Below are 22,261 nucleotides of genomic sequence, written 5' to 3' on the forward strand. Positions count from 1 at the left end.
GTGGGGGCACAGCAACGCCATGGCACAGGGCACGGTCCAGGTGACGCACACCGGCACATCGCGGTGGCGACGCCGCACGGGTGAGTACGCATCGCTCGCCGCCGCCCTGGAGGCCGCAGCCGACGGTGACGTCCTCACCGTCGCGCCCGGTACCTACCGGGAAAACCTCGTGGTCCAGCGGTCGGTGACCCTGCGCGGGCCCGAGGGCTCCCCCGGTTCGGTGCGGATCGCACCGGTGGACGGAGTGCCGCTGACCGTGCGTGCCTCGGCGGTGGTCCAGGATCTGCACGTGGAGGGGCAGGACGCCTCGGTGCCCGCCCTGCTGGTCGAGGAGGGCACACCGGAGCTGCTGGACATTCGGATCATCACCCGCTCCGCGGCCGGAATAGAGGTGCGCGCCGGCGCCCGTCCCACCGTGCGACGGTGCACCGTGGACAACCCGGCCGGCATCGGCATCGCCGTACTCGACGGCGGGGGCGGGGTGTTCGAGGAGTGCGAGATCGTGGCCGCCGGTCAGTCGGGGGTCGCCGTCCGCGGCGGTGCGCACCCGCGCCTGGAGCGGTGCCGGATCCATCACGCCTCGGGGGCGGGCCTGTCGGCGACCGGGGAGAACTCCGCGCTGGAGGCGGTGGGTTGCGAGGTGTACGAGGTCCGCGGCAGCGGCGTCCAGGTCACCGGCCGGGCCACCGCGCACCTGACGGACTGCGATGTGCACCGCACCACCGCGGACGGTGTCACCCTGGACACGGACGCGGTTCTCACCCTGGCCGACTGCCGCATCCACGACATCCCGGAGAACGCGGTCGATCTGCGCTCGCGCTCGGTGCTCACGCTGACCCGCACGACGGTGCGTCAGTTCGGGCGCAACGGCCTGTCGGTGTGGGATCCGGGCACGCGCGTGGACGCCAACCAGTGCGAGATCTTCGACAGCACCGGCGACTACCCGGCGGTGTGGGTCAGCGACGGCGCCACCGCGGTGCTGGAGTCCTGCCGGGTGCACGACGTGCCGGACGCCCTGTTCGTCCTGGACCGCGGCTCGCGCGCGGACGTCGTCGACAGTGACCTGACCCAGGTCCGCAACACGGCCGTGTCGGTGAGCGACGGCGCGACCGCCCAGCTCGACGACTGCCGCATCCGGGACGCCGCGACGGGCGCCTGGTTCCGCGACCACGGCAGCGGCGGCACTCTGAGCAACTGCACCATCGACGCCACCCAGACCGGCGTGATCGTCACCAAGGGCGCGGACCCGGCCATCGAGCGCTGCACCATCGACGCCCCCGCCGAGGCGGGCTTCTATGTGTCGGCGGGCGGCCGCGGCAGCTTCGTGGGCTGCCGGGTGACCGGCAGCGGCGGCTACGGCTTCCATGTCATCGACGGCAGCCGCACGACGCTGCGCAAGTGCCGCACGGAGCGGTGCGCGCGCGGCGGGTACGAGTTCGCGGAGGGCGGCGACGCGGCCCCCGGTTCGGGCCCGGTCGTCGAGGACTGCACCAGCGACGAGAGCGCGGGCCTGAGGCCGCCCGCGGCCCGGGAGACCGCCGTACAGCAGACTGCTCAGTCACCCGGCCTGCTGGGCGCGATCCCGGGGCAGCGCAGCACCGAACAGGAGCCCCTGCTGGGCGCCGCGCAGCCCCCGCAGCCCGAGCAGCCGGCACGGACGTCGAAGGCCGTGCTGGGTGAACTCGACGCGCTGGTCGGCCTGGAGAGCGTCAAGCGTGAGGTGCGGGCCCTGACCGACATGATCGAGGTGGGCCGACGCCGGCAGCAGGCGGGCCTCAAGGCGGCCTCCGTCAAGCGGCATCTGGTCTTCACCGGCTCCCCCGGCACCGGCAAGACGACCGTGGCCCGGCTCTACGGCGAGATCCTCGCCTCCCTCGGTGTGCTGGAGAAGGGGCATCTCGTCGAGGTGTCGCGGGTCGACCTGGTCGGCGAGCACATCGGCTCGACGGCGATCCGCACCCAGGAGGCCTTCGACCGGGCGCGCGGCGGTGTGCTGTTCATCGACGAGGCGTATGCGCTGTCGCCGGAGGACTCGGGCCGGGACTTCGGCAAGGAGGCCATCGACACGCTGGTGAAGCTGATGGAGGACCACCGGGACGCGGTCGTGGTGATCGTCGCGGGCTACACGGCCGAGATGGAGCGGTTCCTCTCGGTCAACCCCGGTGTGGCGTCCCGTTTCTCACGGACCATCACCTTCAGCGACTACGAGCCCGACGAACTGCTCAGGATCGTCGAGCAGCAGGCCGACGAGCACGAGTACCGGCTGGCGCCGGGCACCGCTCAGGCGCTGCTGAAGTACTTCACGGCACTCCCGAAGGGCCCGGCGTTCGGCAACGGCCGGACCGCACGCCAGACCTTCGAGGCGATGGTGGAACGGCATGCGGGCCGGGTCGCCCAGGTCGACGAGCCGAGCACGGACGATCTGACCCTGCTCTACGCCGAGGATCTGCCCGAGTCACCCTGAGGTACCGGCTCGGGGCGTGGACCGGGCACCTCCGAACGCAGGCGGGCCAGCAGCCGCTCCCGCTCCTCGGCGAAGGCCGGGTCGGCCTGGTAGTCGCCGTGGCCCAGGATCGGGGCGGGCAGCGGGTGCTGTGCCGTGCGGCCGTAGACGAGGGGGTCCTTCAGGGGTGCGCGGTCCACCTCGGGGCCGCAGTCACCGGACAGCCGGACCGGGCCGCCGATGGGGTCGGTGAGACGGTACAGATTGCGCCAGCAGTCGACGTCGTGGTGGAGGGAGCTGAGGGCGGCGGGCCCGAAGTGGGCCGGGAACCAGCGGCCGTAGAGGCGCTCGAGCGGGGAGCCGTAGGTCAGCAGGGCGACGCGTCTGCGGACGGACGGCTTCAGCTGCCAGGCCGCGGCGGCCGCGAGCACGCTGCCCTGGGAGTGCCCGGAGAGGACGAGGCGGCCGCCCGTGGCGCGCGTCCAGGTCGCCATCCGCCAGGTCAGGTCGGGCACCGCACGCTCCGCGTAGCAGGGCGGGGCGAAGGGGTGGGCGGCGCGCGGCCAGAAGGTGCCGACGTCCCACAGGATGCCGATGGTGCGGCGGGCGGAGGCGTCCTTGTAGGCGCGCCTGCCCCAGGTGACGAAGAGTATGAAGCCCAGGCCGATCAGCCAGGAGCCGAGCGCCTGGGCGGTCTGTGCGGCGCCGTGCACGAAGGCGAAGGCATGCTGTGCGGCCTCGCCGGGCGCCTTTTCGGTGATCTTCGCACCGAGGAGGGCTCCGGCGCCCAGCAGCAGGGTCGTGGCGGAGGTGACGGCGACGACGAGGGGGCCGCGATCGGTGAGTGCGGCGAGCGCGCGGGTGGTGGCGATGCGGCGGGTGCGCGCCGTGTCCTTGGGTTCGCCGGGGTAGTCGAGCTCTACGGTGCCCAGTTCGGTGCGGCGCAGCAGCCAGGCCCGCCGGCCGAGCCCGGCGCAGAAGACGAGCAGGACGAGGAGCAGTACGGGGATCACGGACGCCTGCCAGGTCAGCAGCACCGGCGGGCCGTCGATGGAGGTGCCGGTGCCGTCCAGCCAGTCGGACACCCGCTGGGAGACGCCACCGGACATCACCCCGCCCAGGGCGCAGGCCAGCATCGCGACGGCGGGTCCGCCCTGGCCGCGCAGCACCGCGCGGGCATCGGGATGGCCGCGGTACAGCAGGTGGGCGACCACCGCCAGGGCGATCACCAGTAAGCCCTGGACCAGGGCGAGGGCGCCGAAGGTGGTGCCGCCGCCGGGCAGCAGACCGGCCGACTGCCAGCCCGGTCGCTCCCAGCCGGCGTACACCGCACACAGCAGCAGCAGGCCGAGCGCGGTCAGCGGCAGGCGTCGTACGAGGTGCTCGTCGAGTTCCTGGTCGACGCGGTTCTCGGTGCGCCCCCGGCGGCAGACCACCCACACCACGACGACGGCGGTGGCGACGAGTGCGATCTCCAGGAGCCGGCCCACGGTGTCGAGTGCCGCGGGGCCGCCTGGCCTGCGGTCGAAGCGGGCCGGGGAGGACGCGACCGCCGCGGCCACCGTCAGCAGGCCCGCCGCGGTGTGCGCGGCGCGCAGCCGGGCGACCAGTCGGCGGCCGTACCAGAAGCCGGGCCGGCCCAGGGCGGTGCGGCCGGTCTCCTCGTCGGGTCCGGGCCGGCGGTCGATGGGCTGCTGGGACTCGTACGCGCTCCAGGTGCGGTGGGAGAGGTACCACAGCAGGGCGGTGAGCGCTGCGGGCACCAGGGCCGCGACGGCGAGCCGCCGACCGGGCCTGCTCCACCAGCCGTTCTGCGACACCTCGGGTGACAGGAAGCCCAGCCAGGAGTGTCGCTCGGCGCACGCGCGCGTGCCCGCGCACTGCCAGACCGCCAGGTCAAGGGCGACCTCGCAGGCGGCCGCGACCAACAGCACCGTCAGCGTCAGACCCGCCAGCCGCACCAGCAGCCCGTAGAGGCGGACCGTGCGCCGGTGGCCGCGCGCGGTGGGCCGCATCCAGTGGGCGAGGTTGACCACCATGAACGGCAGGAGCAGCAGCCACAGTGCCCGCGCGCTGTTGCCGGAGGTGAGATTGCACCAGACGTAGGCCTCCGGCACCGGTCTGCCGCGGTAGTCCCCGGGTCTGCTCTCGGCGTCGACGTCCTCGGCGCGCCGGAAGACGGCCGCCGTGTCGTCGCCGGTGATCCGCACCGTCCGCGGATCATCGAGCATCTCCTGGGGCGTGGTGCCGCCCACGCCGTGGACCAGGAGTTCCAGGGCGATCGCGGATCTCTCGGGTCCCGGGACGGGACCGCTGGTCGGGACACGTTCCTGTGCATGTTCCACTGTTCGCACTTCCCCCGTGACGCGCCGTCTTCTTGTCACCGTGCGGGCACAAGGATCTCTGCTCGGGCGGGGGCGTACACCCGTGAACACGGAATCTCCCCGATCCGGGTGATCTGGGTGGAACAGAAGGGGCATTGGTGACATGCGCGCGTCGGGCAGGTGGCGTCATGGGGGCCCACCCGTGCAAGGATGGGGCGTCCGCGCACCGGGGCAGGGAAGAATGTCCTTGTCGGAGCAGGTGCGCAGGGCGTGTCGGACGGCTTGAGGCGAAAGGACCGGAGCGTACGTGAGCGAGAATCAGAACCTCCTCGCGGAGCAGCGGCGCGCCCTGATCCTGGACGAGGTCCGGCGCCGGGGCGGGGTCCGTGTGAACGAGCTGACCCGCAAGCTCGGCGTGTCGGACATGACGGTGCGCCGCGACCTGGACGCACTGTCCCGCCAGGGCGTGCTGGAGAAGGTGCACGGCGGCGCGGTGCCGGTCGTGGAGGCGAGCACGCACGAACCGGGCTTCGAGGCCAAGTCGGGCCTTGAGCTGACGGCCAAGGAGGACATCGCCCGCTCGGCGGCGCAACTGGTGGCGCCGGGTACCGCCATCGCCCTGTCGGGCGGTACGACGACGTATGCGCTGGCCCACCATCTGCTGGACGTGCCGGACCTGACCGTGGTGACGAACTCGGTGCGGGTGGCCGACGTCTTCCATGCGGCGCAGCGCACCTCCGGCCCCCGGCAGGGTGCGGCCACGGTGGTGCTGACCGGCGGGGTGCGCACACCCTCCGACTCGCTGGTGGGGCCGGTGGCCGACCAGGCGATCGCGGCGCTCCACTTCGATGTGCTCTTCCTCGGTGTGCACGGCATATCGGTAGAGGCCGGCCTGTCGACGCCGAACCTCGCGGAGGCCGAGACCAACCGGCGCCTGGTGCAGTCGGCGCGGCGGGTCGTGGTGGTCGCCGACCACACCAAGTGGGGCGTGGTGGGGCTCAGTTCGTTCGCGGCGCTGGAGCAGGTCGACACGCTGGTGACGGACGCGGGTCTGGCGGGCGACGCGCGCGAGGAGATCTCCGAGCATCTGCGCCGGCTGGTCGTGGTGGGCGAGTCGGAAAGCTGACTTCTCGGGGCGCTGCTGACATCTGACGGGTCGCCAGCTATCGTGACGACGCCCCGGTCAACCACCCTTCTGCGCCAAGGGGGTTCGCGTTCATGGCCCACCGTCTGCGTCCCGTCGGGCTCGACTTCATCGACACCGCACCCGTGCGTCTGGTCTTCGCCCAGGAGATCTCCGCGACACCCGAGGCGGTCTTCCACGCCCTCAACGACGATGTGCCGGGGTGGGCGGAATGGTTCGCGGCCGTGACACACGCGCGGTCCCTCGACGACGGCGCCGGGCGAGACATCCGGCTCAAGGGCGGCGGGCGCTTCCGGGAGACGGTCATCGCGGCGAAGGAGCCGGAGGTGTACGCCTACCGGGTCGACGTCACCAACGCACCGGGCGCCCGCGCCCTCGCCGAGGAGTGGCGACTGGTACCGACCGGGACGGGCACCCGCGTGCAGTGGACCTTCGCCGCGGACGGCACGACACCGTTCCGCTTCGCGGTGAAGGCGGCGCGCGCGGGGCTGGGGCGGGCCTTCCGGGACGCGGTCATCTCCTTGGACCGGCGGCTCGCCCGCCAGGACTGAGCAGGCCAAGTCCGCTACGGTTCAGCCGCGCCCCTTCAAAGGCGCGGGGCTGTGTCGATGTGCGGCTCCGCCGCGCGGGCGCGACCAGCCACGACGAAGCCGCAGACGACAGCCGGCACCCCGCGGAGCGGCTCAGCAGGGCCAGACGCCCGTCTCCAGCAGCGCATCGATCGCCGCCGCGTACGGCTCGATCTCCAGCCCCTGCTCGGAGAGCCACGCATCCGAGTAGTACTTGTCCAGGTACCGGTCCCCCGGATCGCACAGCAGCGTCACCACGCTCCCCTGCCGCCCCTCGGCCACCATCTCGGCAACGATCTTCAGCGCGCTCCACAGCCCGGTGCCCGTGGAGCCGCCCGCCTTGCGGCCGATGGCCTGCTCCAGCGCCCGTACTGCGGCGACGCTGGCCGCGTCGGGAACCTTCATCATCCGGTCGATGGCACCGGGCACGAAGCTCGGCTCCATACGGGGCCGGCCGATGCCCTCGATGCGTGAGCCGCAGTCGCTGGTGACGTCCGGATCGCCGGTGGTCCAGCCCTCGAAGAAACAGGAGTTCTCCGGATCGGCCACACAGATGCGGGTGTCGCGCTGGGTGTAGTGGACGTAGCGCGCGAGGGTCGCCGAGGTGCCGCCGGTGCCCGCCGTCGCCACGATCCACGCGGGCTCCGGGAACCGCTCCAACTCCAGCTGGCGGAAGATGGATTCGGCGATGTTGTTGTTGCCGCGCCAGTCCGTGGCCCGTTCGGCGTAGGTGAACTGGTCCATGTAGTGGCCGCCGGTCTCCACCGCGAGGCGGGCCGACTCGTCGTACATCTTGCGGGAGTCGTCCACGAAGTGGCACTGCGCGCCGTGGAACTCGATCAGGCGGACCTTCTCGGCACTCGTCGTGCGCGGCATGACGGCGATGAAGGGCACGCCGATCAGCTTTGCGAAGTACGCCTCGGAGACGGCCGTCGAGCCGCTGGACGCCTCGATCACCGGGCGGCCCGGCCGGATCCAGCCATTGCACAGTCCGTAGAGGAAGAGCGAGCGGGCGAGCCGGTGCTTGAGGCTGCCGGTCGGGTGGGTCGACTCGTCCTTCAGGTACAGGTCGATCCCCCACTTCTCGGGCAGCGGGAACCGCAGCAGATGCGTGTCGGCCGAGCGGTTGGCATCGGCCTGGACCTTGCGGACGGCTTCTTTCAGCCAGTCGCGATAGGCGGCGTCGCTGTGGTCGACATCGAGGGTTTTGCCGGTCCGGGTCTGCTGGGGGGTGCTCACGACGGATGCTCCTTAGGCTGTGCGCCGACGGCGCGTGGCGCGGCCGACGCACCGATCATAAACACCTTGCGCACGCTTCTCACCTGCATAAACGCACCTTTGAGCACCCCAAAGAACACCCTGGGGACGGGGGCGGGGCGAAGGTGGGGGCGCATTCGCGCGAGTGCTCCGGGCGCCCGCCCCGAGCGTGTCGTGCGTACTGGTGCCAGACGTCGGGTGGGGGCAGACTGCACCGAACGGGGGCGCACACTGGATCACGACACGAGCTGGATCACGATCCGCGCAGGAGCACGGTCCAGCGCACCGGACGGCCACAAGGGGGCGGCGGCATGGCGGAGCCGGAGTTCACGGCGACGGGCGTGCGGATCGGAAAACGGCTGCGTTCGCTCACCCGGGCCGGGCAGGTCCGGATCAGCGACGGCAGACTTGCGCTGCTCACCAGTTACGGCACCGAGATCGACAGCGCGCCGGTGCAGGCGGTGCGCGCCTCCAAGCCCTGGTTCGCCGCGGAGGACCGGGCGCTCGCGGACCTCAACGGCAAGCGGTACCTGTTGACCCTGGGCGAGCACGACCCCGCGCCGGGCGAGCCGGGGCCGCCCGCGGCGCGCCGCTTCATCGAGGCCGTACGCAAAGCGGCGGGGCGGGGCGGCTGACAGGGCCGACAGGCCGGAGGCGGGCCTGCACCCGCGCGGTCGGCGCAGCCGATCGCGAGTTGCGCTCCCGCGCCCCCTGGGTCACGCTGTTCTCACGTCACTCTGGGTTTACCGGCGATAACGCTGCGAACCAGCCCGCCGGGCACGACGGCAGGTGGCCAGGCCCTCAGGCACCTGCTGGATCCGTACTCCGTGTTCTTCCGGACCTCTTAAGTCGGGGAGTCGCAGCCGTGATCAGTCACCCAAGCAGGCACTGCACGGTAGAGCTGCAAGCCCTGCCGTCGCGGATCGGCCAGGTCCGCAGAATCGTCTCTGCGCAGTTGCGCTACTGGCATCTGGACGCACTCATCGACCGGGCCGCGCTCGGTGTGACGGAGCTGTTGACCAACGTCCACCTGCACGCCCAGCCCGACAAACAGTGCACCGTGGAGATAGAGCTCGTGCTGGACCGGCTCATGGTCTCCGTGCACGACCACGACCCCCGCCTGCCCGAGGTGCGGGACGTCGAAGCCTCCGCCACCACCGGGCGCGGGCTGGCCATGGTGGCCGCGGTGAGCGAGAGCTGGGGGGCGCGCCCGGACGGCGACTCGGGCAAGGTCGTCTGGTTCGCGCTGCCCACGACACCCGCTCCGGTGGCTGCCCCGGCCCGCCCTCCGCGCCGTACGGCCGACACGCCGGCCCGCCGGCTGGTGGAGCTCGAGCACGCGGCCGACAGCCACAGGTCCACGCACGCTCCCGCCCGGTCCGCCGTTCCCGGCTGACCGGGCGGTGACCGTATTGGACGGGTCGGTCGCCTTCGGGGCGCCCGAGTCGCGTACGGCTCCCTCCCGGCCGGTGTCCGGCGGTGCAGTGGGCGTTGGAGGGCCTGTACCGCCAGCTGTAGGGCGGCCGCTGACCGCCACGTTGCCCGGTGTCGGTCACTCCGTGGCGATGGCGCGCAGGACGTCCAGGCGTGCCGCCCGTCGGGCCGGGCGCAGGCCTGCCAGGGCGCCGGCTGCAAGGCCCACCAGGGCCACGATCGCGAGTTGCGTGGGTGGGATCGCGAACGTGAAGGCGCTGTCGTCGGCGCCGTCCGAGGCCTTGACCAGGACCCAGCCGAGGAAGGCGCCGAGGCCCAGGCCGCCGGCCGTGCCGAAGGCGGCGACGAGGACCGACTCCCAGCGGACCATGGCGCGCAGTTGGGGGCGGGTCTGACCGACGGCCCTGAGCAGACCCAGTTCGCGGGTGCGTTCGTGGATCGCCAGGGTGAGGGTGTTGGCGATGCCGAGCAGTGCGATGAGGACCGCGAGGGCGAGGAGGGCGTAGACGAGGGTCAGCATCATGTCGATGCCTCCGGCCGAGGACTGCGCGTACTCGCTGCGGGTCTGGACCTGGGGGTTGCCGTAGCGGGCGGCGACCTTCCGCACGGCGGCCTTGCCGGCGTCCGTGCTCACGCCGTCCTTGAAGGAGACGGCGATCAGGGTGTCGGAGTCCTGGGTGCGGTGCGGGGCCCAGGCGGCGCGGGTGATGACGTAGTCCCCGGCGAGTTCCGACCGGCCGTAGACCGCTCGGACGGTGAAGGTCTGCTTCTTGCCGTCGGTGAAGGTGAGTTGGGCCCTGTCACCGGTGGACAGGTGTTGGTTGTCGGCTTCCGTTCTGGTGAGGGCGATGCCGTCGGTGCCCAGGGTGCGGAGTGAACCGTCGACCTTGCCGAGGTCGAAGGTGCGCTCCAGGGCGACGGGGTCGGTGACGGTCAACGCCCGTCCCCTGCCGTCGACTTTCGCCACTCCGCGGCCAAGGCCCACGGCCGTGTCGACCTCGGGGAGTTGTTGTATCGCGCCGGCGAGCCGGGGGCTCAGGCCGCTGCCGCCCGCGCCGAAGGAGGGTGTGCTGACGGCGACGTCGCCGGCGAAGGAGCGGGACACGGTCTGGTCCATGGTGGCCTTCAGCGAGGCGCCGAAGACGGTGAAGAGGGAGACGACGGCCACGCCGATCATCAGAGCGCTCGCGGTGGCGGCCGTCCGCTTGGGGCTGCGCAGGGCGTTGCGGCGGGCGAGGCCGCCGGTGACGCCGCGGAGTGTGTCGAGCGGGCCGCCGAGGATGCGTACGGCCGTGGTCGAGGCGACCGGGCCGAGGACCACGAAAGCCACCAGGGCCAGTGCGGCGCCGAGTCCCGCCATCCAGAGGGACGGTGAGACGAGCACTCCGCTGAGCGTGGTGGCTACGGCGAGGGCGGCCAGGCCCATGCCGGTGACGGCGCGGGTGCGGGAGGCGCCGGAGGTGTCGACGGCCGTCTCGCGCAGGGCGGCCAGCGGCGCGGTGCGGCCGGCGCGTACGGCGGGCAGCAGTGCGGAGCCCAGGCAGACCACGATGCCGACCGCGAGCGGAAGGGTCATGGACAGGGCGCTGATGACCAGGTTGCCGTCGGGGAAGGGGAATCCGATCGCCGGGAACAGGGCCTGCAGTCCGGCGGCGATGCCGATGCCGCCCGCGAGGCCCGTCGCCGAGGCGGTCACGGCGACGGCGGTGGCCTCGATCAGGGTCGTGGCGGTGACCTGGCGGCGGGAGGCGCCGAGGGCACGCAACAGGGCGTTCTCGCGGGCGCGTTGGGCGACGACGATCGCGAAGGTGTTGTGGATGGAGAAGGTCGCGACGAGGAGGGCGATGCCGGAGAACACGAGGAGGAAGGTGGTGAAGATGGTCAGGAACTGGCTGGAGATCATGTCGGTGTTCTCCTGGGCCGAGGCCTGACCGGTGATCGCCTCGACTCCCTCGGGGAGTACGGGGGTCAGGCGGGCGACGAGTTCCTTCTCGCTGACGCCGGGGCCCGCCCGCACCTTGATGCTCGCCGCCTCGCCGGGGCGGGCGGTGAGGTACTTCTCGGCGTCGGCGCGGGTCATGCCGGTGAAGGTCACCTGCGCCATGCCGTCCTCGCCGCCGAAGGTCGCCAGCCCGACGATGGTCACCTTGACCGGGTCGGGGGTCCGGAGGATGGTGGTGTCGCCGATCTTCAGGTTGCCCTTCTTCGCGGCGCCGCGGTTGACGACGACCTCGCCGGACTTCTGCGGGGCGCGGCCCTCGGCGAGTTGGTACGGGTTGAGCCTGGCGTCGGGGATCCAGTTGCCGGCGAGGGTGGGCGGGCCCTTGCCGCCGATGGGCTTGCCGTTCTTGCCGACGAGTTGGCCGGCGCCCTCGATGTCGGGTGCGGCGGCCGCGACCCCGGGCACCCGTTCGAGGGTGTTCACCAGGGCCGTGTCGACCGGCTGGCGCACGCCCTGGCTCTCACCGGGCGTGGTGATGGCGTCGGCACTGCGGACGACGGCGCCCGTGCCGCTGGTGGCGTGGCCGAACATCGAGTCGAAGCCGGCGCGCAGTGTGTCGCCCATGACGAGGGTGCCCGCCAGGAAGGCGACGCCGAGGAACACGGCGAGAAAGGTGCCGGCGAAGCGCCGTCTGTGGGCGCGCAGGGAGGACACGCTCAGGCGTACGGAGGCGTTCACGAGGGCACCTCGAGGGCTTTCATGCGGTCCAGGACCCTGTCGGCGGTCGGGGATTCCATACGGTCGACCAGGCGTCCGTCGGCGAGGAAGACGACCTCGTCGGCGTGGGCGGCGGCGACCGGGTCGTGGGTGACCATGACGACGGTGCGGGAGGTCTGGCGCACGGCGCGGCCGAGCAGGCCGAGGACCTCCTCGCCGGAGCGGGAGTCCAGGTTGCCGGTGGGTTCGTCGGCGAAGACGACGTCGGGCCGCCCGGCGAACGCCCGTGCCACGGCGACGCGTTGCTGCTGCCCGCCGGAGAGTTCGGCGGGCCGGTGGTGCAGGCGGTCGCGCAGGCCGACGACGTCGATGAGCGCCTCGATCCACTCCGGGTCGCCCCTGCGGCCGGCGAGGTCCAGGGGCAGCGTGATGTTCTCCGCGACGCTCAGCGTCGGCACCAGGTTGAACGCCTGGAAGACGAAGCCGACGCGGTCGCGGCGCAGCAGGGTCAGGCGGCGGTCGTCGAGATCCCCGAGGTCGGTGTCACCGATGTACGCGGTGCCCGCGCTGAGGGTGTCGAGGCCGGCCGCGCAGTGCATCAGGGTGGACTTTCCGGAGCCCGAGGGCCCCATGATCGCGGTGAAGCGGCCGACCGGGAAGTCGACGCTCACCCCGTCCAGGGCCCTCACCTCGGTGTCGCCGCGGCCGTACACCTTCACGGCGTCGACGACCCGGGCGGCCGTACGGAGGGCGGTCGTGGTGGTCACGCCGCACCGCCCTTGGTGCGACCGAACTGCTCGTCCAGCACGGACAGTCGGCGCCAGTACTCGTCCTCGTCGATCTCGCCGGAGGCGAAGCGGCGGCCGAGCACGGCCAGGGGTGAGTCGCCGGAGGGCCGGGGGTCCCCCATGGGCCGCCACGGGCCGCCGCGGCCGCGCCACACGGTGCGGCGCAGGACGGTCACGACGCCGATCACGACGGCCGCCCAGATCAGCGGGAAGAACAGGATCCACGGGCCGGGGCCGCCGTGCCAGTCTGCGAAAGTCTGCATCTCGGGTCATCTCCTGGGTGGGTCTGTGGTGCGTCTTGTGGTGATGGCTCGAGGCTCCCGCCGGGGAGGGGTCCGGGTCGTCGTACGGTCAGCGGCAGTGCGTGTACCTCCCGGGGAGTAGGCGCGGTCGTGGCCGCTGCTCCCCAAAGGCTCGACTTCTGTAACTACTAGTATGTACAGTCCGTGCATGAGCACCTCGGAGAGCACCTCGGACCGTCTGATCGAGTCCACCCGTGAGCTGCTGTGGGAGCGCGGTTACGTGGGCACCAGCCCCAAGGCGATCCTGGAGCGCTCGGGCGCCGGACAGGGCAGCATGTACCACCACTTCAAGGGCAAGCCGGACCTCGCCCTGGCGGCGATCAGGCGGACTGCCGAGGAGTTGCGGGCTACCGCCGAGGGAGTACTGGGCGGGCCGGGAACGCCGTACGAGCGCATCGAGGCCTATCTGCTGCGCGACCGTGACGTGCTGCGCGGCTGCCCCGTCGGACGGCTGACGATGGATCCGGACGTGATCGCCAGCGACAAGCTGCGTGCGCCGGTCGACGACACGCTCGACGCGATCCGGGAGTTGATCGCCGGGATCGTCGAAGAGGGCAAGGAGCAGGGGCAGTTCGCGCCCTCGCTGGACGGCGAGGAGATCGCCGCGACCGTCCTCGCGACCGTCCAGGGCGGTTATGTCCTCGCCCGCGCCTCCGGCTCCCCCGCCGCCTTCGACGCCGGCGTCCGAGGGCTGCTCTCCCTGCTCGCCCCGCGTTAGGAGTTCAGGTCTGTGCACATCACCAGGAAGCGCCCCGACACCCGGCAGGGCCCGGCGGAGAACTTCACCGGCTCGGTCTGGCTCGACGAGCTGGCCGCGCCCGCGGCCCCGTCGCGACTGCGCATGTTCAACGTCCACTTCGCGCCCGGCGCCCACACCGCCTGGCACCGCCATCCGCACGGTCAGGTGCTGCACGTCCTGGAGGGTGAGGGACTCGTGCAGCGCAAGGGCGGCGCGCCGGAGTCGATCCGCGCGGGCGACACCGTGTGGATCGAGCCGGACGAGTGGCACTGGCACGGCGCCGGGCCGCGCACCTTCATGACGCATCTCGCGGTCGTCGAGGCCGCCGAGGACGGCACCACCACGGAGTGGGACGCGCACGTCGGTCCCGAGGACCGTCCCGCGAACGGCTCTTCTGCCTGAGGAGGCATCCGATGCACGCCATGCAGTACGAGTTGACGCTGCCCGCCGACTACGACACGGGCATCATCCGCGGCCGTGTCGCCCGTATCGGGCATCTGCTGGACGACTGGGAGGGCCTCGGCCTCAAGACGTATCTCCTGCGAGAGCGCGGTGTGAACGGCTCACCGGTCAACCAGTACGCGCCGTTCTACCTGTGGAACACCATGGAGGGCATGAACACCTTCCTGTGGGGCGGCGCCTTCCAGGGGCTCAGCAACGACTTCGGGCGGCCGTCGGTGCGGCAGTGGACCGGATTGGCATACGAGGAGGGCGGCGCGCCGGGCTCACCGGCGCGGTTCGCGGTGCGGCGGCGTCAACCGATGCCCGAGGGCGTGGTGTTGGCCGACGTCATGGCGGACGCGGCGCAGGAGACGGTGCGGCTGGCCGACGAGGACGGCGCGGTGCTTGCGGCGGCGGCCGTGGACTCCAGCCGCTGGGAGCTGGTCCACTTCTCGCTGTGGGAGCACGACACGCCGAAGGCCGACGGCGATGTGTTCGAGGTGCTGCACCTGTCGGCGCCGGGGCGTGAGAAGTTGCCGCGCGGGCGCCAGTGGTGAGCGGCGTCCGCACGGTGCTGGGGGACGTGCGGCCCGAGGACCTGGGGGTGTGCGACGCGCACGACCATCTCTTCCTCCGGAGCCCGCAGCTGCCCGGCCAGGAGTTGAACGACGCCGCCGCCGCGCGGGCCGAATTGGAGGCGTTCCGTGCGGCGGGCGGAGCGAGCGTCGTCCAGTGGACCCCGCTGGGGATGGGCCGTCGGGCCGCCGACCTGCCCCTCCTCTCCCGAGCGGCCGGTGTGCACGTGGTGTGCGCGACCGGACTGCACCAAGCCGCCCACTACGCACCGGAGTTGCTCGACGAGCTGCGCGGCAGGCTCGCCGATGTGTTCGTCTCCGAACTCACCGAGGGCATCGGCACATCGGGCGTCCGGGCCGGCCTCGTCAAGGTGGCGGGCGGCTTCCATGCGCTCGACGCGCACGCCCGCTGGACCATGACCGCGGCGGCCGAGGCCCACCACGCCACGGGGGCGCCGATCGCCGTCCACCTCGAGATGGGAACGGGCGCACTCGATGTACTGGACCTGCTGTGCGGCGAGTTGGGCGTCCCGCCCGAGCGCGTGATCCTCGGCCACCTCAACCGCTGCCCCGACCTCGTGGTCCAGCGCCAGGCCGCGGAGGCGGGCTGCTGGCTGGCCTTCGACGGCCCCTCCCGCGCCCATCACGCCACCGACTGGCGCATGCCGGACGCGGTACGGGCCCTCGCGGCGGCGGGTTTCGGGCACCGGCTGCTGCTCGGTGGGGACACGGTGGTCGCCGGGGCGCGGTCGGTCGACGGCGGCCCGGGGATGCCGTATCTGCTACGCAGGATCCGACCACGTCTCGCGCGGGAGCTGGGTGAGGAACTGATGAACCGCGTCCTCACGGACAACCCGGGCCGGGCGTTCGCTGTCGAGTGGCACTGACCGGCAGGGTCACCGCCCATGCCCTTGGCCCGTAGCGACGCGCCGGGTGCCGATCCGGCCCGCCTGGACGCCCCGGACAGAGCCGTGCGCGAGGCTTTGCCTGCCCAGGAACCGGCGCCACACCGCCGGACCGGCCAACTCGCTCATGCCTGCGCATGCACCGAGCCACCCAACGTCTTCGTCATCATGACCGAGGACGGGTCGGCCGACTGGTCGCTCGGTGATGGGGCGGCGCAGCACCTGGATGGGGCCGGTCCTTGACCTCCCGCATCAACGGCAGAGCTCGTCCAGGTCCTCGCAGAAGGTCGGGAACTCGGCCTGCGCCTGCGCGACGATCTCCTGGGCGGTGCGGCGCGGGGTGGTGGCGTGGCGCTCGGCCAGTTCGGTCAGCGTCGGGTTGGGGCGGGCCTCGCGCTGCTCGTACTCGATGACCTCCATCGGGCCCAGGCCGTCGGCCAGAACCCACAGGAAGTCGGAGAGGTTGCCGGCGATGACGCCCCGCTCCCCCTCCGAACCCAGGAACACCACGGGCTGTTCGGCCAGGGGCCGCCCCGGCCGCGTGCACCAGAGGGCGGCGAGGCCTCCGGTGCCGTCCTGGCCGAAGACCCGGTAGGCGTCGCCGTCCAGTTCGTGGTTGCCGGTCCAGTGACGGATCCAGTCGGTGCTCTCCTCCGCGGAGTCGAAGGCGGTGTAGGGCTCGAAGTCGATGCCCTCGCCGTCGTCGTAGTCGAACTCCACCTCGGCCACGGCGGCCAGGGCAGACGGAAAGCGGCGGTCGTCGCCGATCGTCTCGATCATGCCCGCAGGCTAGCCGCCGCCACTGACAACGACCTCAGGAGACGGAGGTGTCCACGGACGGCCGCAGTTTCGCCGCCGCGGCCGGCGCCTCGTGCACGGGGTGGGTGACGGTCCGTTCGTCCTCCCCCACCGCGGGCTGGTCCGCGAGGCGGCCGACCGCTGGTTCCGCGCCCGCGGTGTGCAACCCGAGGTGGCCTGTGAACCGGACGGCCACGAGGGGCTGTTGACGCCGGTCGCCCTGGGCTGCGGCACGGGCGTGGTGCCCCGGCTCGTGCTGGAGCACAGTGCGGTGCGCGACCGGCTGGCGGTGGTTGCCGCGGATCCGCCGCCGGAGCAGTTCCCGATCGGGCTGTGCGTACGGCGGGCGGATCCACGGCGGCCGCTGGTGGCGGCGCTGTGGAGCCTGTGAGGGGTGCGGCCCGGGTCTCAGCCGAGCTCGGCGTACTCGACGGCGATGCGCGCGCCGAGCCGGGCGTTGTTCTTGACCAGCGCGATGTTGGTGCGCAGGCTCTCACCGCCGGTCAGCTCGACGATCCGGCCGAGGAGGTAGGGGGTGGTGTCCTTGCCGGTGATGCCGGCCTTGTCCATCTCGGCCAGGGCCTGGGCGATGACGCCGTCCATGCGCTCGGCCGGGACCTCCTCGTCCTCGGGGACCGGGTTGGCGATGCTGACGCCCCCGGGGATGCCGAGGTCCCAGCGGGCGTGCATCACGGCGGCGATCTCGGCGGGCGAGTCCACGCGCATGGGCGAGGTGAAGCCGCTGCGGCGCGAGTAGAACGCCGGGAACTCGTCCGTGCCGTAGGTCAGGACCGGCACGCCCAGGGTCTCCAGCGTCTCCAGGGTCAGGCCGATGTCGAGGATGCTCTTGACGCCCGCGCTGATCACCGCGACGCCGGTCGCGGCCAGTTCGGTCAGGTCGGCGCTGATGTCGAAGGTCGTCGGCGCCCCGCGGTGCACGCCGCCGATGCCCCCGGTGACGAACGTACGGATGCCGGCGAGGGCGGCCAGCCGCATGGTCGCGGCGACGGTCGTCGCGCCGTGGGCGCCCCGTGCGATGACATAGGCGAGGTCGCGGACGCTGGCCTTGGTGACGTCCGGCGCGGTCGCGAGGAGTTCCAGGTCCGCCTGGGTCAGCCCGATGTGGGGCCGGCCGTGCAGGACGGCGATCGTCGCGGGGACGGCGCCGCCCTCGCGGATGATCTGCTCGACCTCCACGGCCATCTGCACGTTCTGCGGGTACGGCATGCCGTGGCTGATGATCGTCGACTCCAGCGCCACGACGGGACACCCGTCGCGCAGCGCCTCGCGGACCTCGTCGGTCAGCACGAGACGCGGGTGCGGTACGGGGGTCGCGGGAGTCGGGGCGGGGGTGGGCGTGGTCATCTCTGGCTCCGCATCGGATCGTTCAGGTCGGTCGGTTCGGTCGGGTCGGTCAGGGCGTCCTCGATCAGACGCGGGGTCAGGTCGGGGCGCACCGTCGCCGGGCTCTGCACCGTCAGGGCCGCGGCCGCGTGTCCGTAGCGGGCGGCGTCCACCGGGTCGCCGCCGGCGAGCAGGGCGTGGACGAACGCGGCGAGCATGGCGTCCCCGGCGCCGGTGACGTCGGCGACCTCGGCGGGCGGTGCGGGCAGGAGGGTCCCTTCCTCGCCGGCGGTGCTCAGCACGCTGCCGCGCGCCCCGAGCCGTACCCACACATGGCGCACCCCGCGCGCGTGCAGCGTGTCGGCGGCGGCCGTCACCTCGGCCTCGCTGTCGCCGACGGGACGGCCGAGCAGGGCCCGTAGTTCGTCGAGGTTCGGTGTCAGGGCGAAGACCGGGCGGCGGTCGGTGAGCAGCGGTGCGAGCAGGGCCGCCTTGGGGGCGCTGACCGGGTCGATCACCACCGGTACGGCGGCGGGCTGCGCGACGTCCATCGCGTGGGCCAGCACCGCGGCGGGCAGATTGCCGTCCAGGACCAGCATGTCGGCGTGGGCGATCAGCTCGCGGGCCGGGTGCAGGTCCTCGGGTGCCAGGGCTTCGGTGGCCGCCATGTCGGCGACCGCCACGACCAGGTCCCCGTCGGCGTCGAGGACCGCCGTGTACGTCCCCGTGGGGTGGGCGCTGCGGTGCATGTGGTCCAGGCGCACCCCGGCCGCCGCGGTCTCGGCGAGAAGCCGCTCGCCCGCCGCGTCCCGGCCGACGGCGGCGATCAGATGGGTCGGGGTGCCCAGCCGCGCCAGGTTCTCCGCGATGTTGCGGCCGACGCCGCCCGCGGTGGTGCCGGCCCGCCCCGGGTTGCTGGTCCGCTGCCGTACGGGGGCGAGGCTGCGTACCTTCACGTCGACGTTGGCCCCGCCGACGACCACGACGGCGTTCTCCTCGCGGAGGATGTAGCCGCGGCCGAGGATGGCGCCCTTCTTGCCCAGGTTGGACAGGTGCACGTTCACCGCGGCCCGGGTGCTGCCGAGGGCGTCGGCGATCGCCTGTGGCCCGGCCAGCGGGTCGCGGCGCAGCAGCGCGATGATCTCGCGCTCCCGCTGGGTCAACATCATGCTGACAAAGTTAAAGCGCCTTTATCGAAGTAAGCAAGAGGTGATCGTCGAGGTCTTGAGCGGCGGCACGTGTCCTCAGCGGGTGGTCCTGCCGGTGTCGAGCCGTCCCACGCGCTCCACGTTCTCCCGGTCCTCGGCATCCTGGCTGGGCTGCGCCGCGAACCAGGCGTCGAGGATCTCCCCCAGCAGCGGCTCGGAGGTCAGGCGCAGGCTGAGCGCCAGTACGTTGGCGTCGTTCCAGCGGCGGGCACCGTCCGCCGTGTACGCGTCGGTGCACAGGGCGGCCCGTACGCCGGGCACCTTGTTGGCGGCGATGGACGCGCCCGTGCCGGTCCAGCAGCACACCACCGCCTGGTCGGCGGTTCCCTCGGCGACCTCGCGGGCCGCGGCCTCGGAGCACGCGGCCCACTGGGGGTCGTCCCCGGGTTTCAGGGCCCCATGGGGTACGACCTCGTGGCCGCGTCTGCCCAGTTCCGCGACGAGCGAGCGCGCCACGGGTTCGTCCATGTCCGAGGAGACCGAGATCCGCATGCTCCGGAGCCTAACTCCGCCGGGCTCACGCCCCCAGTGCGCGGGTGAGCAGGTCCCGGCGGTTGTGCGTGCCGGTCTTCGCGAACACGGACTTGAGGTGGTCCTGCACGGTGTGTTCGGTGACGTACATGCTGCGCGCCACGGTGTGGCTGTCGGCGCCCTTGGTGAGCAGGCCGAGCAGTTCGCGCTCGCGTGCGCTGAGGGCGAAGGCCCGGCCGAAGAGGGCCAGCCGTTCGCCCGGGGCGGTCTCCTCGATGGTGACGGCGATGGTGCGCTGCCCCCGGGGCCCTTCCTCCCCGAGCCGGGCCGCGCGCAGGGTCAGCCACAGCCCGTCGGCAAGGTGCACGCGCGCGCGTGGCGGGTGGGTGTCCACGCCCGCCTCCACGGCGAGGAGCTGCGCGGCCACGTTGTAGGCGCCGGCGGGAACGGGCGGGCGTCCCTGCTCGGGCGGCACGAGGACGCGCAAGTAGGCGTGCGTTTCGGGGGTCTGGCCGAGCACGTCGAGACCGGGTGAGAGCAGCAGCACCAGCGGGCCGGGGCGCGGTGCCTGGTGGGGCCGTACGACGAAGGTGGCGGCCTGGGCGCGGCGGAGGGCGGCGGTGACCGGCGCGGTGAGCCCGGCCAGGTGGGTGGCCTCCGCGCGGCTGAACTCCCGGTCGCGGCGCCACAGGTCGAGGAAGCCCCAGGTGCCGTGACGGTCCCTGAAGACCAGTGAGGCGACGTCCCGGACGCCGTGGTGCCGCAGCAGATCCTGCCAGAGCGGACCGCGCTCGGGCTCGGGGTGGTCGCTGAGCAGGGCGAGGTCACGGATCGCGGTCCACCGGCCGGTCGGCGTCAGGTACTTGAGACGGATCAGCCGGGGCAGCTCCGCCAGACAGGGCACGTCGGCGATCGGTGCACAGCCGACCGCGGTCTCCGGGTCGGTCAGCAGGAACGCGTACGCGTCGAACCCGACGGCGGCCCCCAGCTCGTCCAGGAGCCGCATCCGCAGTTCCCGCGCGTCGCCACCGGCCTCGCACAGCCGGACGATGCGGTCGTGGCGGGCTGCGAGCCGGTCCTGGTCGGCCATGATCCGAGCGTACGCCGCGCCATCCCCCACACATCTGGGATGTACGGCGGTCCGGCCCGCCGCCCAGCATGAAGGTGCACCGCGAGAACCCCTGAGGAGGAGCCATGGCGACCCTGCACATCGAGCACCCGATCACGGACTTCGCCACCTGGAAGACGGCTTTCGACCGCTTCGCGTCCGCCCGGAAGAGCGCGGGCGTACGACGCCACCGCGTTCAGCGCCCGGTCGACGATCCCGCGTACGTCGTCATCGACCTGGACTTCGACGACGTGGCGGACGCAGAGCGGTTCCTGGGGTTCCTCAGGACGACGGTGTGGTCCTCGCCGGACAACGCACCCGCCCTGTCCGGGGCGCCGCGGACGCGCATCCTGGAGACGGCCGAGTAGGGGCCCGTGCTCGCCCCGCTGCCCCGGCCTTCAAGGGCGACCAGGACAGGCTGACCGAGGCAGGCTGCCCCCCAGGCTCACCGCCGAGCGGGCTGCCCGGTTCTCCGGGGAGGGTGCCGAACCGCAAAAGGCGCCGGCGGCCTCACCGGCCGAGCGCCCCCAGCGGATCGTCCAGTACCGGCTGCCAGGCCAACTCGGCGGCGCCGACCAGGCTGTTGTGGTCGAGGGTGCAGGCGAGGATGGGGACGCCGCCGCTCTGGCCCCACAGGCTGCGGTCGGCGACGACGGCGCGCAGGCGCTCGGGGTCGGCGTCGAGGAGCGTGCGGTGGAGGCCGCCGAGGATGATGCGGTCGGGGTTGAGGATGTTGACCAGGCCCGCGAGGCCGAGGCCGAGACGGTCGATGAGGGTCTCGGTCGCGGTGCGGATGGCGGGATCGTCGTAGTGGTGGCGGATCAGGTCGTTGGCCTGCCGGAGGAGGTTGACCTCGGGGCCGGGCTCGCGGCCCGCGGCCGTGAGCAGGGCCAGCGGGTCGGCCTCGACGTCGAGGCAGCCGCGGCTGCCGCAGTGGCAGGGGCGGCCCTCGGGGTTGACGGTGAGGTGGCCGACCTCCAGGGCCAGGCCCGAACTGCCCGTGTGCAGACGGCCGTCCAGGACCAGCGCGCCGCCCACACCCCGGTGCCCGGTGGCCACGCACAGCAGGTCCCGGGCGCCGCGGCCCGCGCCGTGCCGGTGCTCGGCGAGGGCGGCGAGGTTGACGTCGTTGCCGGCGAAGGCGGGCCCGGTGATGCCGGCGGCGCGCACGCACTCGGCGAAGATACGGCGGACGGGCGCACCGACGGGCCACGCCAGGTGCAGGGGGTTGAGGGCGAGCCCGTCGGGTTCGGCGACCGCGGAGGGTACGGCGAGTCCGGCGCCCACGCAGCGCCGCCCCGTCGAGCGCAGCAGCTCGGCGCCTGCCTCCACCACCGAGCCGAGGACCTTCGCCGGGTCGGCGTCCACGGTCTCGCTGCCGGGTGCGGTGGCGACGATGCGGCTGCCGAGACCCACCAGCGCCGCCCGGAACCCGTCGGCGTGCACCTGAGCGGCGAGGACGACCGGGCCGTCCTCGGCGACGGCGAGCCGGTGCGAGGGCCTGCCCTGCGAGCCGGCCGCCGCGCCGGGCCGGGCGTCGACCCGGATCAGCCCGAGGGCCTCCAGCTCGGCGGCCACCGCTCCGGCCGTGGCCCGTGTGACGCCGAGCTCGGCGGTGAGCACCGCCCTCGTGGGCGCGCGCCCGGTGTGCACGAGCTCCAACGCGGGCCCGAGCGCACCGCGCCCCCGGTCCAACCGCGTCCTCGAGGTGGTCCCTTCCCCCGTCGGCCGGGGGTCCGCCTTGCCGCTCAT

21 protein-coding genes and 1 pseudogene are annotated in these 22,261 nt (G+C 72.7%); 11 read left to right on the forward strand and 11 right to left on the reverse strand.

All coding sequences use genetic code 11. From position 1 onward, the window contains the following. The first annotated feature begins 19 nt into the window (after positions 1–19). The gene (locus ABD355_RS04270; protein ID WP_344398668.1) at positions 20–2,464 is read left to right on the forward strand and encodes a right-handed parallel beta-helix repeat-containing protein; all 2,445 of its coding nucleotides are present in this window, start codon (positions 20–22) and stop codon (positions 2,462–2,464) included. Here ABD355_RS04270 and ABD355_RS04275 read toward each other — a convergent pair. Further along, positions 2,434–4,788: a hypothetical protein gene (locus ABD355_RS04275; RefSeq protein WP_344398669.1), complete on the reverse strand. Its 2,355-nt coding sequence runs from the start codon at positions 4,786–4,788 to the stop codon at positions 2,434–2,436. The two genes, ABD355_RS04270 and ABD355_RS04275, sit on opposite strands and share 31 nt — an antisense overlap. 286 nt (positions 4,789–5,074) lie before the next feature. Between ABD355_RS04275 and ABD355_RS04280 the strand changes: the two genes are divergently transcribed. Both ABD355_RS04280 and ABD355_RS04285 read left to right on the forward strand, forming a co-directional pair. After that, positions 5,075–5,893: a DeoR/GlpR family DNA-binding transcription regulator gene (locus ABD355_RS04280; RefSeq protein WP_344398670.1), complete on the forward strand. Its 819-nt coding sequence runs from the start codon at positions 5,075–5,077 to the stop codon at positions 5,891–5,893. A 92-nt stretch (positions 5,894–5,985) separates the two neighbouring features. Beyond that, entirely contained in the window at positions 5,986–6,462 is a 477-nt protein-coding gene (locus ABD355_RS04285) for an SRPBCC family protein (RefSeq protein WP_344398671.1), read from the forward strand. 132 nt (positions 6,463–6,594) lie between these two features. On the opposite strand, the gene cds1 is transcribed toward ABD355_RS04285, so the two are convergent. Continuing rightward, positions 6,595–7,719 (reverse strand): L-cysteine desulfhydrase Cds1, encoded by a 1,125-nt coding sequence (gene cds1, locus ABD355_RS04290; protein WP_344398672.1) that lies wholly within the window; start codon positions 7,717–7,719, stop codon positions 6,595–6,597. Between the two features lie 329 nt (positions 7,720–8,048). Between cds1 and ABD355_RS04295 the strand changes: the two genes are divergently transcribed. Together ABD355_RS04295 and ABD355_RS04300 are read left to right on the forward strand one after the other, a co-directional pair. Then, on the forward strand, positions 8,049–8,372 hold the full coding sequence (locus ABD355_RS04295; protein WP_344398673.1) for a hypothetical protein: 324 nt from the start codon (positions 8,049–8,051) through the stop codon (positions 8,370–8,372). A 230-nt stretch (positions 8,373–8,602) separates the two neighbouring features. Then, on the forward strand, positions 8,603–9,133 hold the full coding sequence (locus ABD355_RS04300; protein WP_344398674.1) for an ATP-binding protein: 531 nt from the start codon (positions 8,603–8,605) through the stop codon (positions 9,131–9,133). 156 nt (positions 9,134–9,289) lie between these two features. On the opposite strand, the gene ABD355_RS04305 is transcribed toward ABD355_RS04300, so the two are convergent. Genes ABD355_RS04305 through ABD355_RS04315 form a run of 3 tightly spaced genes read right to left on the reverse strand, consistent with a single transcriptional unit; the run spans position 9,290 to position 12,881 of the window. Continuing rightward, positions 9,290–11,851 (reverse strand): ABC transporter permease, encoded by a 2,562-nt coding sequence (locus ABD355_RS04305; protein ID WP_344398675.1) that lies wholly within the window; start codon positions 11,849–11,851, stop codon positions 9,290–9,292. Further along, positions 11,848–12,597, reverse strand: coding sequence for an ABC transporter ATP-binding protein (locus tag ABD355_RS04310; protein ID WP_344398676.1), 750 nt, complete (start codon positions 12,595–12,597; stop codon positions 11,848–11,850). Before ABD355_RS04310 ends, ABD355_RS04305 begins: the two co-directional genes overlap by 4 nt. Next, entirely contained in the window at positions 12,594–12,881 is a 288-nt protein-coding gene (locus tag ABD355_RS04315) for an SHOCT domain-containing protein (RefSeq protein WP_344398677.1), read from the reverse strand. The genes ABD355_RS04310 and ABD355_RS04315 overlap by 4 nt, the downstream gene beginning before the upstream one ends. Positions 12,882–13,053: 172 nt before the next feature. Here ABD355_RS04315 and ABD355_RS04320 point away from each other — a divergent pair, with 172 nt between their 5' ends. From ABD355_RS04320 to ABD355_RS04335, 4 genes are read left to right on the forward strand one after another with little or no spacing between them, the layout of a single operon-like run. Next, the gene (locus tag ABD355_RS04320) at positions 13,054–13,638 is read left to right on the forward strand and encodes a TetR/AcrR family transcriptional regulator (protein WP_344398678.1); all 585 of its coding nucleotides are present in this window, start codon (positions 13,054–13,056) and stop codon (positions 13,636–13,638) included. Positions 13,639–13,650: 12 nt separating this feature from the next. Then, positions 13,651–14,061: a (R)-mandelonitrile lyase gene (locus ABD355_RS04325; protein ID WP_344398679.1), complete on the forward strand. Its 411-nt coding sequence runs from the start codon at positions 13,651–13,653 to the stop codon at positions 14,059–14,061. A gap of 11 nt (positions 14,062–14,072) precedes the next feature. After that, positions 14,073–14,657, forward strand: a complete 585-nt coding sequence (locus ABD355_RS04330) for a DUF4865 family protein (RefSeq protein WP_344398680.1) — start codon at positions 14,073–14,075, stop codon at positions 14,655–14,657. Next, positions 14,651–15,562 (forward strand): phosphotriesterase family protein, encoded by a 912-nt coding sequence (locus tag ABD355_RS04335; RefSeq protein ID WP_344398681.1) that lies wholly within the window; start codon positions 14,651–14,653, stop codon positions 15,560–15,562. The genes ABD355_RS04330 and ABD355_RS04335 overlap by 7 nt, the downstream gene beginning before the upstream one ends. A 270-nt stretch (positions 15,563–15,832) precedes the next feature. Here the strand turns inward: ABD355_RS04335 and ABD355_RS04340 are convergent, their stop codons facing one another. Then, complete coding sequence (locus ABD355_RS04340; protein WP_344398682.1) at positions 15,833–16,360, reverse strand: SMI1/KNR4 family protein; 528 nt, start codon at positions 16,358–16,360, stop codon at positions 15,833–15,835. Between the two features lie 106 nt (positions 16,361–16,466). On the opposite strand from ABD355_RS04340, the pseudogene ABD355_RS04345 reads away from it, so the two are divergent. Beyond that, positions 16,467–16,769: pseudogene (locus ABD355_RS04345) on the forward strand (LysR substrate-binding domain-containing protein); the annotation flags it as partial. Between the two features lie 17 nt (positions 16,770–16,786). On the opposite strand, the gene ABD355_RS04350 reads toward ABD355_RS04345, so the two are convergent. The 4 genes from ABD355_RS04350 to ABD355_RS04365 form a co-directional block, all read right to left on the reverse strand. Next, complete coding sequence (locus ABD355_RS04350) at positions 16,787–17,743, reverse strand: pseudouridine-5'-phosphate glycosidase (RefSeq protein ID WP_344398683.1); 957 nt, start codon at positions 17,741–17,743, stop codon at positions 16,787–16,789. Then, entirely contained in the window at positions 17,740–18,891 is a 1,152-nt protein-coding gene (locus ABD355_RS04355) for a PfkB family carbohydrate kinase (protein ID WP_344398684.1), read from the reverse strand. Before ABD355_RS04355 ends, ABD355_RS04350 begins: the two co-directional genes overlap by 4 nt. Positions 18,892–18,966: 75 nt before the next feature. After that, positions 18,967–19,422: an RpiB/LacA/LacB family sugar-phosphate isomerase gene (locus ABD355_RS04360; protein ID WP_344398686.1), complete on the reverse strand. Its 456-nt coding sequence runs from the start codon at positions 19,420–19,422 to the stop codon at positions 18,967–18,969. A gap of 25 nt (positions 19,423–19,447) precedes the next feature. Further along, positions 19,448–20,491 carry a helix-turn-helix transcriptional regulator gene (locus ABD355_RS04365; RefSeq protein ID WP_344398687.1) on the reverse strand — a complete coding sequence of 348 codons (1,044 nt, stop codon included), beginning with the start codon at positions 20,489–20,491 and terminating at the stop codon, positions 19,448–19,450. Between the two features lie 104 nt (positions 20,492–20,595). On the opposite strand from ABD355_RS04365, the gene ABD355_RS04370 reads away from it, so the two are divergent. Further along, positions 20,596–20,877 carry a hypothetical protein gene (locus tag ABD355_RS04370; RefSeq protein ID WP_344398688.1) on the forward strand — a complete coding sequence of 94 codons (282 nt, stop codon included), beginning with the start codon at positions 20,596–20,598 and terminating at the stop codon, positions 20,875–20,877. 142 nt (positions 20,878–21,019) lie between these two features. Here ABD355_RS04370 and ABD355_RS04375 read toward each other — a convergent pair whose 3' ends face one another. Beyond that, the gene (locus tag ABD355_RS04375) at positions 21,020–22,261 is read right to left on the reverse strand and encodes an ROK family protein (RefSeq protein ID WP_344398689.1); all 1,242 of its coding nucleotides are present in this window, start codon (positions 22,259–22,261) and stop codon (positions 21,020–21,022) included.

The organism is Streptomyces longisporus (assembly GCF_039532765.1).
Lineage (GTDB): Bacteria > Actinomycetota > Actinomycetes > Streptomycetales > Streptomycetaceae > Streptomyces > Streptomyces longisporus.

Excerpts from the sequence above, each read along its gene's own strand:
- ABD355_RS04350 (WP_344398683.1), bottom strand. The coding sequence starts at position 17,743 with ATGACCACGCCCACCCCCGCCCCGACTCCCGCGACCCCCGTACCGCAC.
- ABD355_RS04375 (WP_344398689.1), bottom strand. The coding sequence starts at position 22,261 with ATGAGCGGCAAGGCGGACCCCCGGCCGACGGGGGAAGGGACCACCTCG.
- ABD355_RS04360 (WP_344398686.1), bottom strand. The coding sequence starts at position 19,422 with ATGCGGATCTCGGTCTCCTCGGACATGGACGAACCCGTGGCGCGCTCG.
- ABD355_RS04270 (WP_344398668.1), top strand. The coding sequence starts at position 20 with ATGGCACAGGGCACGGTCCAGGTGACGCACACCGGCACATCGCGGTGG.
- ABD355_RS04295 (WP_344398673.1), top strand. The coding sequence starts at position 8,049 with ATGGCGGAGCCGGAGTTCACGGCGACGGGCGTGCGGATCGGAAAACGG.
- ABD355_RS04315 (WP_344398677.1), bottom strand. The coding sequence starts at position 12,881 with ATGCAGACTTTCGCAGACTGGCACGGCGGCCCCGGCCCGTGGATCCTG.
- ABD355_RS04340 (WP_344398682.1), bottom strand. The coding sequence starts at position 16,360 with ATGATCGAGACGATCGGCGACGACCGCCGCTTTCCGTCTGCCCTGGCC.
- ABD355_RS04285 (WP_344398671.1), top strand. The coding sequence starts at position 5,986 with ATGGCCCACCGTCTGCGTCCCGTCGGGCTCGACTTCATCGACACCGCA.
- ABD355_RS04355 (WP_344398684.1), bottom strand. The coding sequence starts at position 18,891 with ATGATGTTGACCCAGCGGGAGCGCGAGATCATCGCGCTGCTGCGCCGC.
- ABD355_RS04320 (WP_344398678.1), top strand. The coding sequence starts at position 13,054 with ATGTACAGTCCGTGCATGAGCACCTCGGAGAGCACCTCGGACCGTCTG.
- ABD355_RS04365 (WP_344398687.1), bottom strand. The coding sequence starts at position 20,491 with ATGGCCGACCAGGACCGGCTCGCAGCCCGCCACGACCGCATCGTCCGG.
- ABD355_RS04330 (WP_344398680.1), top strand. The coding sequence starts at position 14,073 with ATGCACGCCATGCAGTACGAGTTGACGCTGCCCGCCGACTACGACACG.
- ABD355_RS04370 (WP_344398688.1), top strand. The coding sequence starts at position 20,596 with ATGGCGACCCTGCACATCGAGCACCCGATCACGGACTTCGCCACCTGG.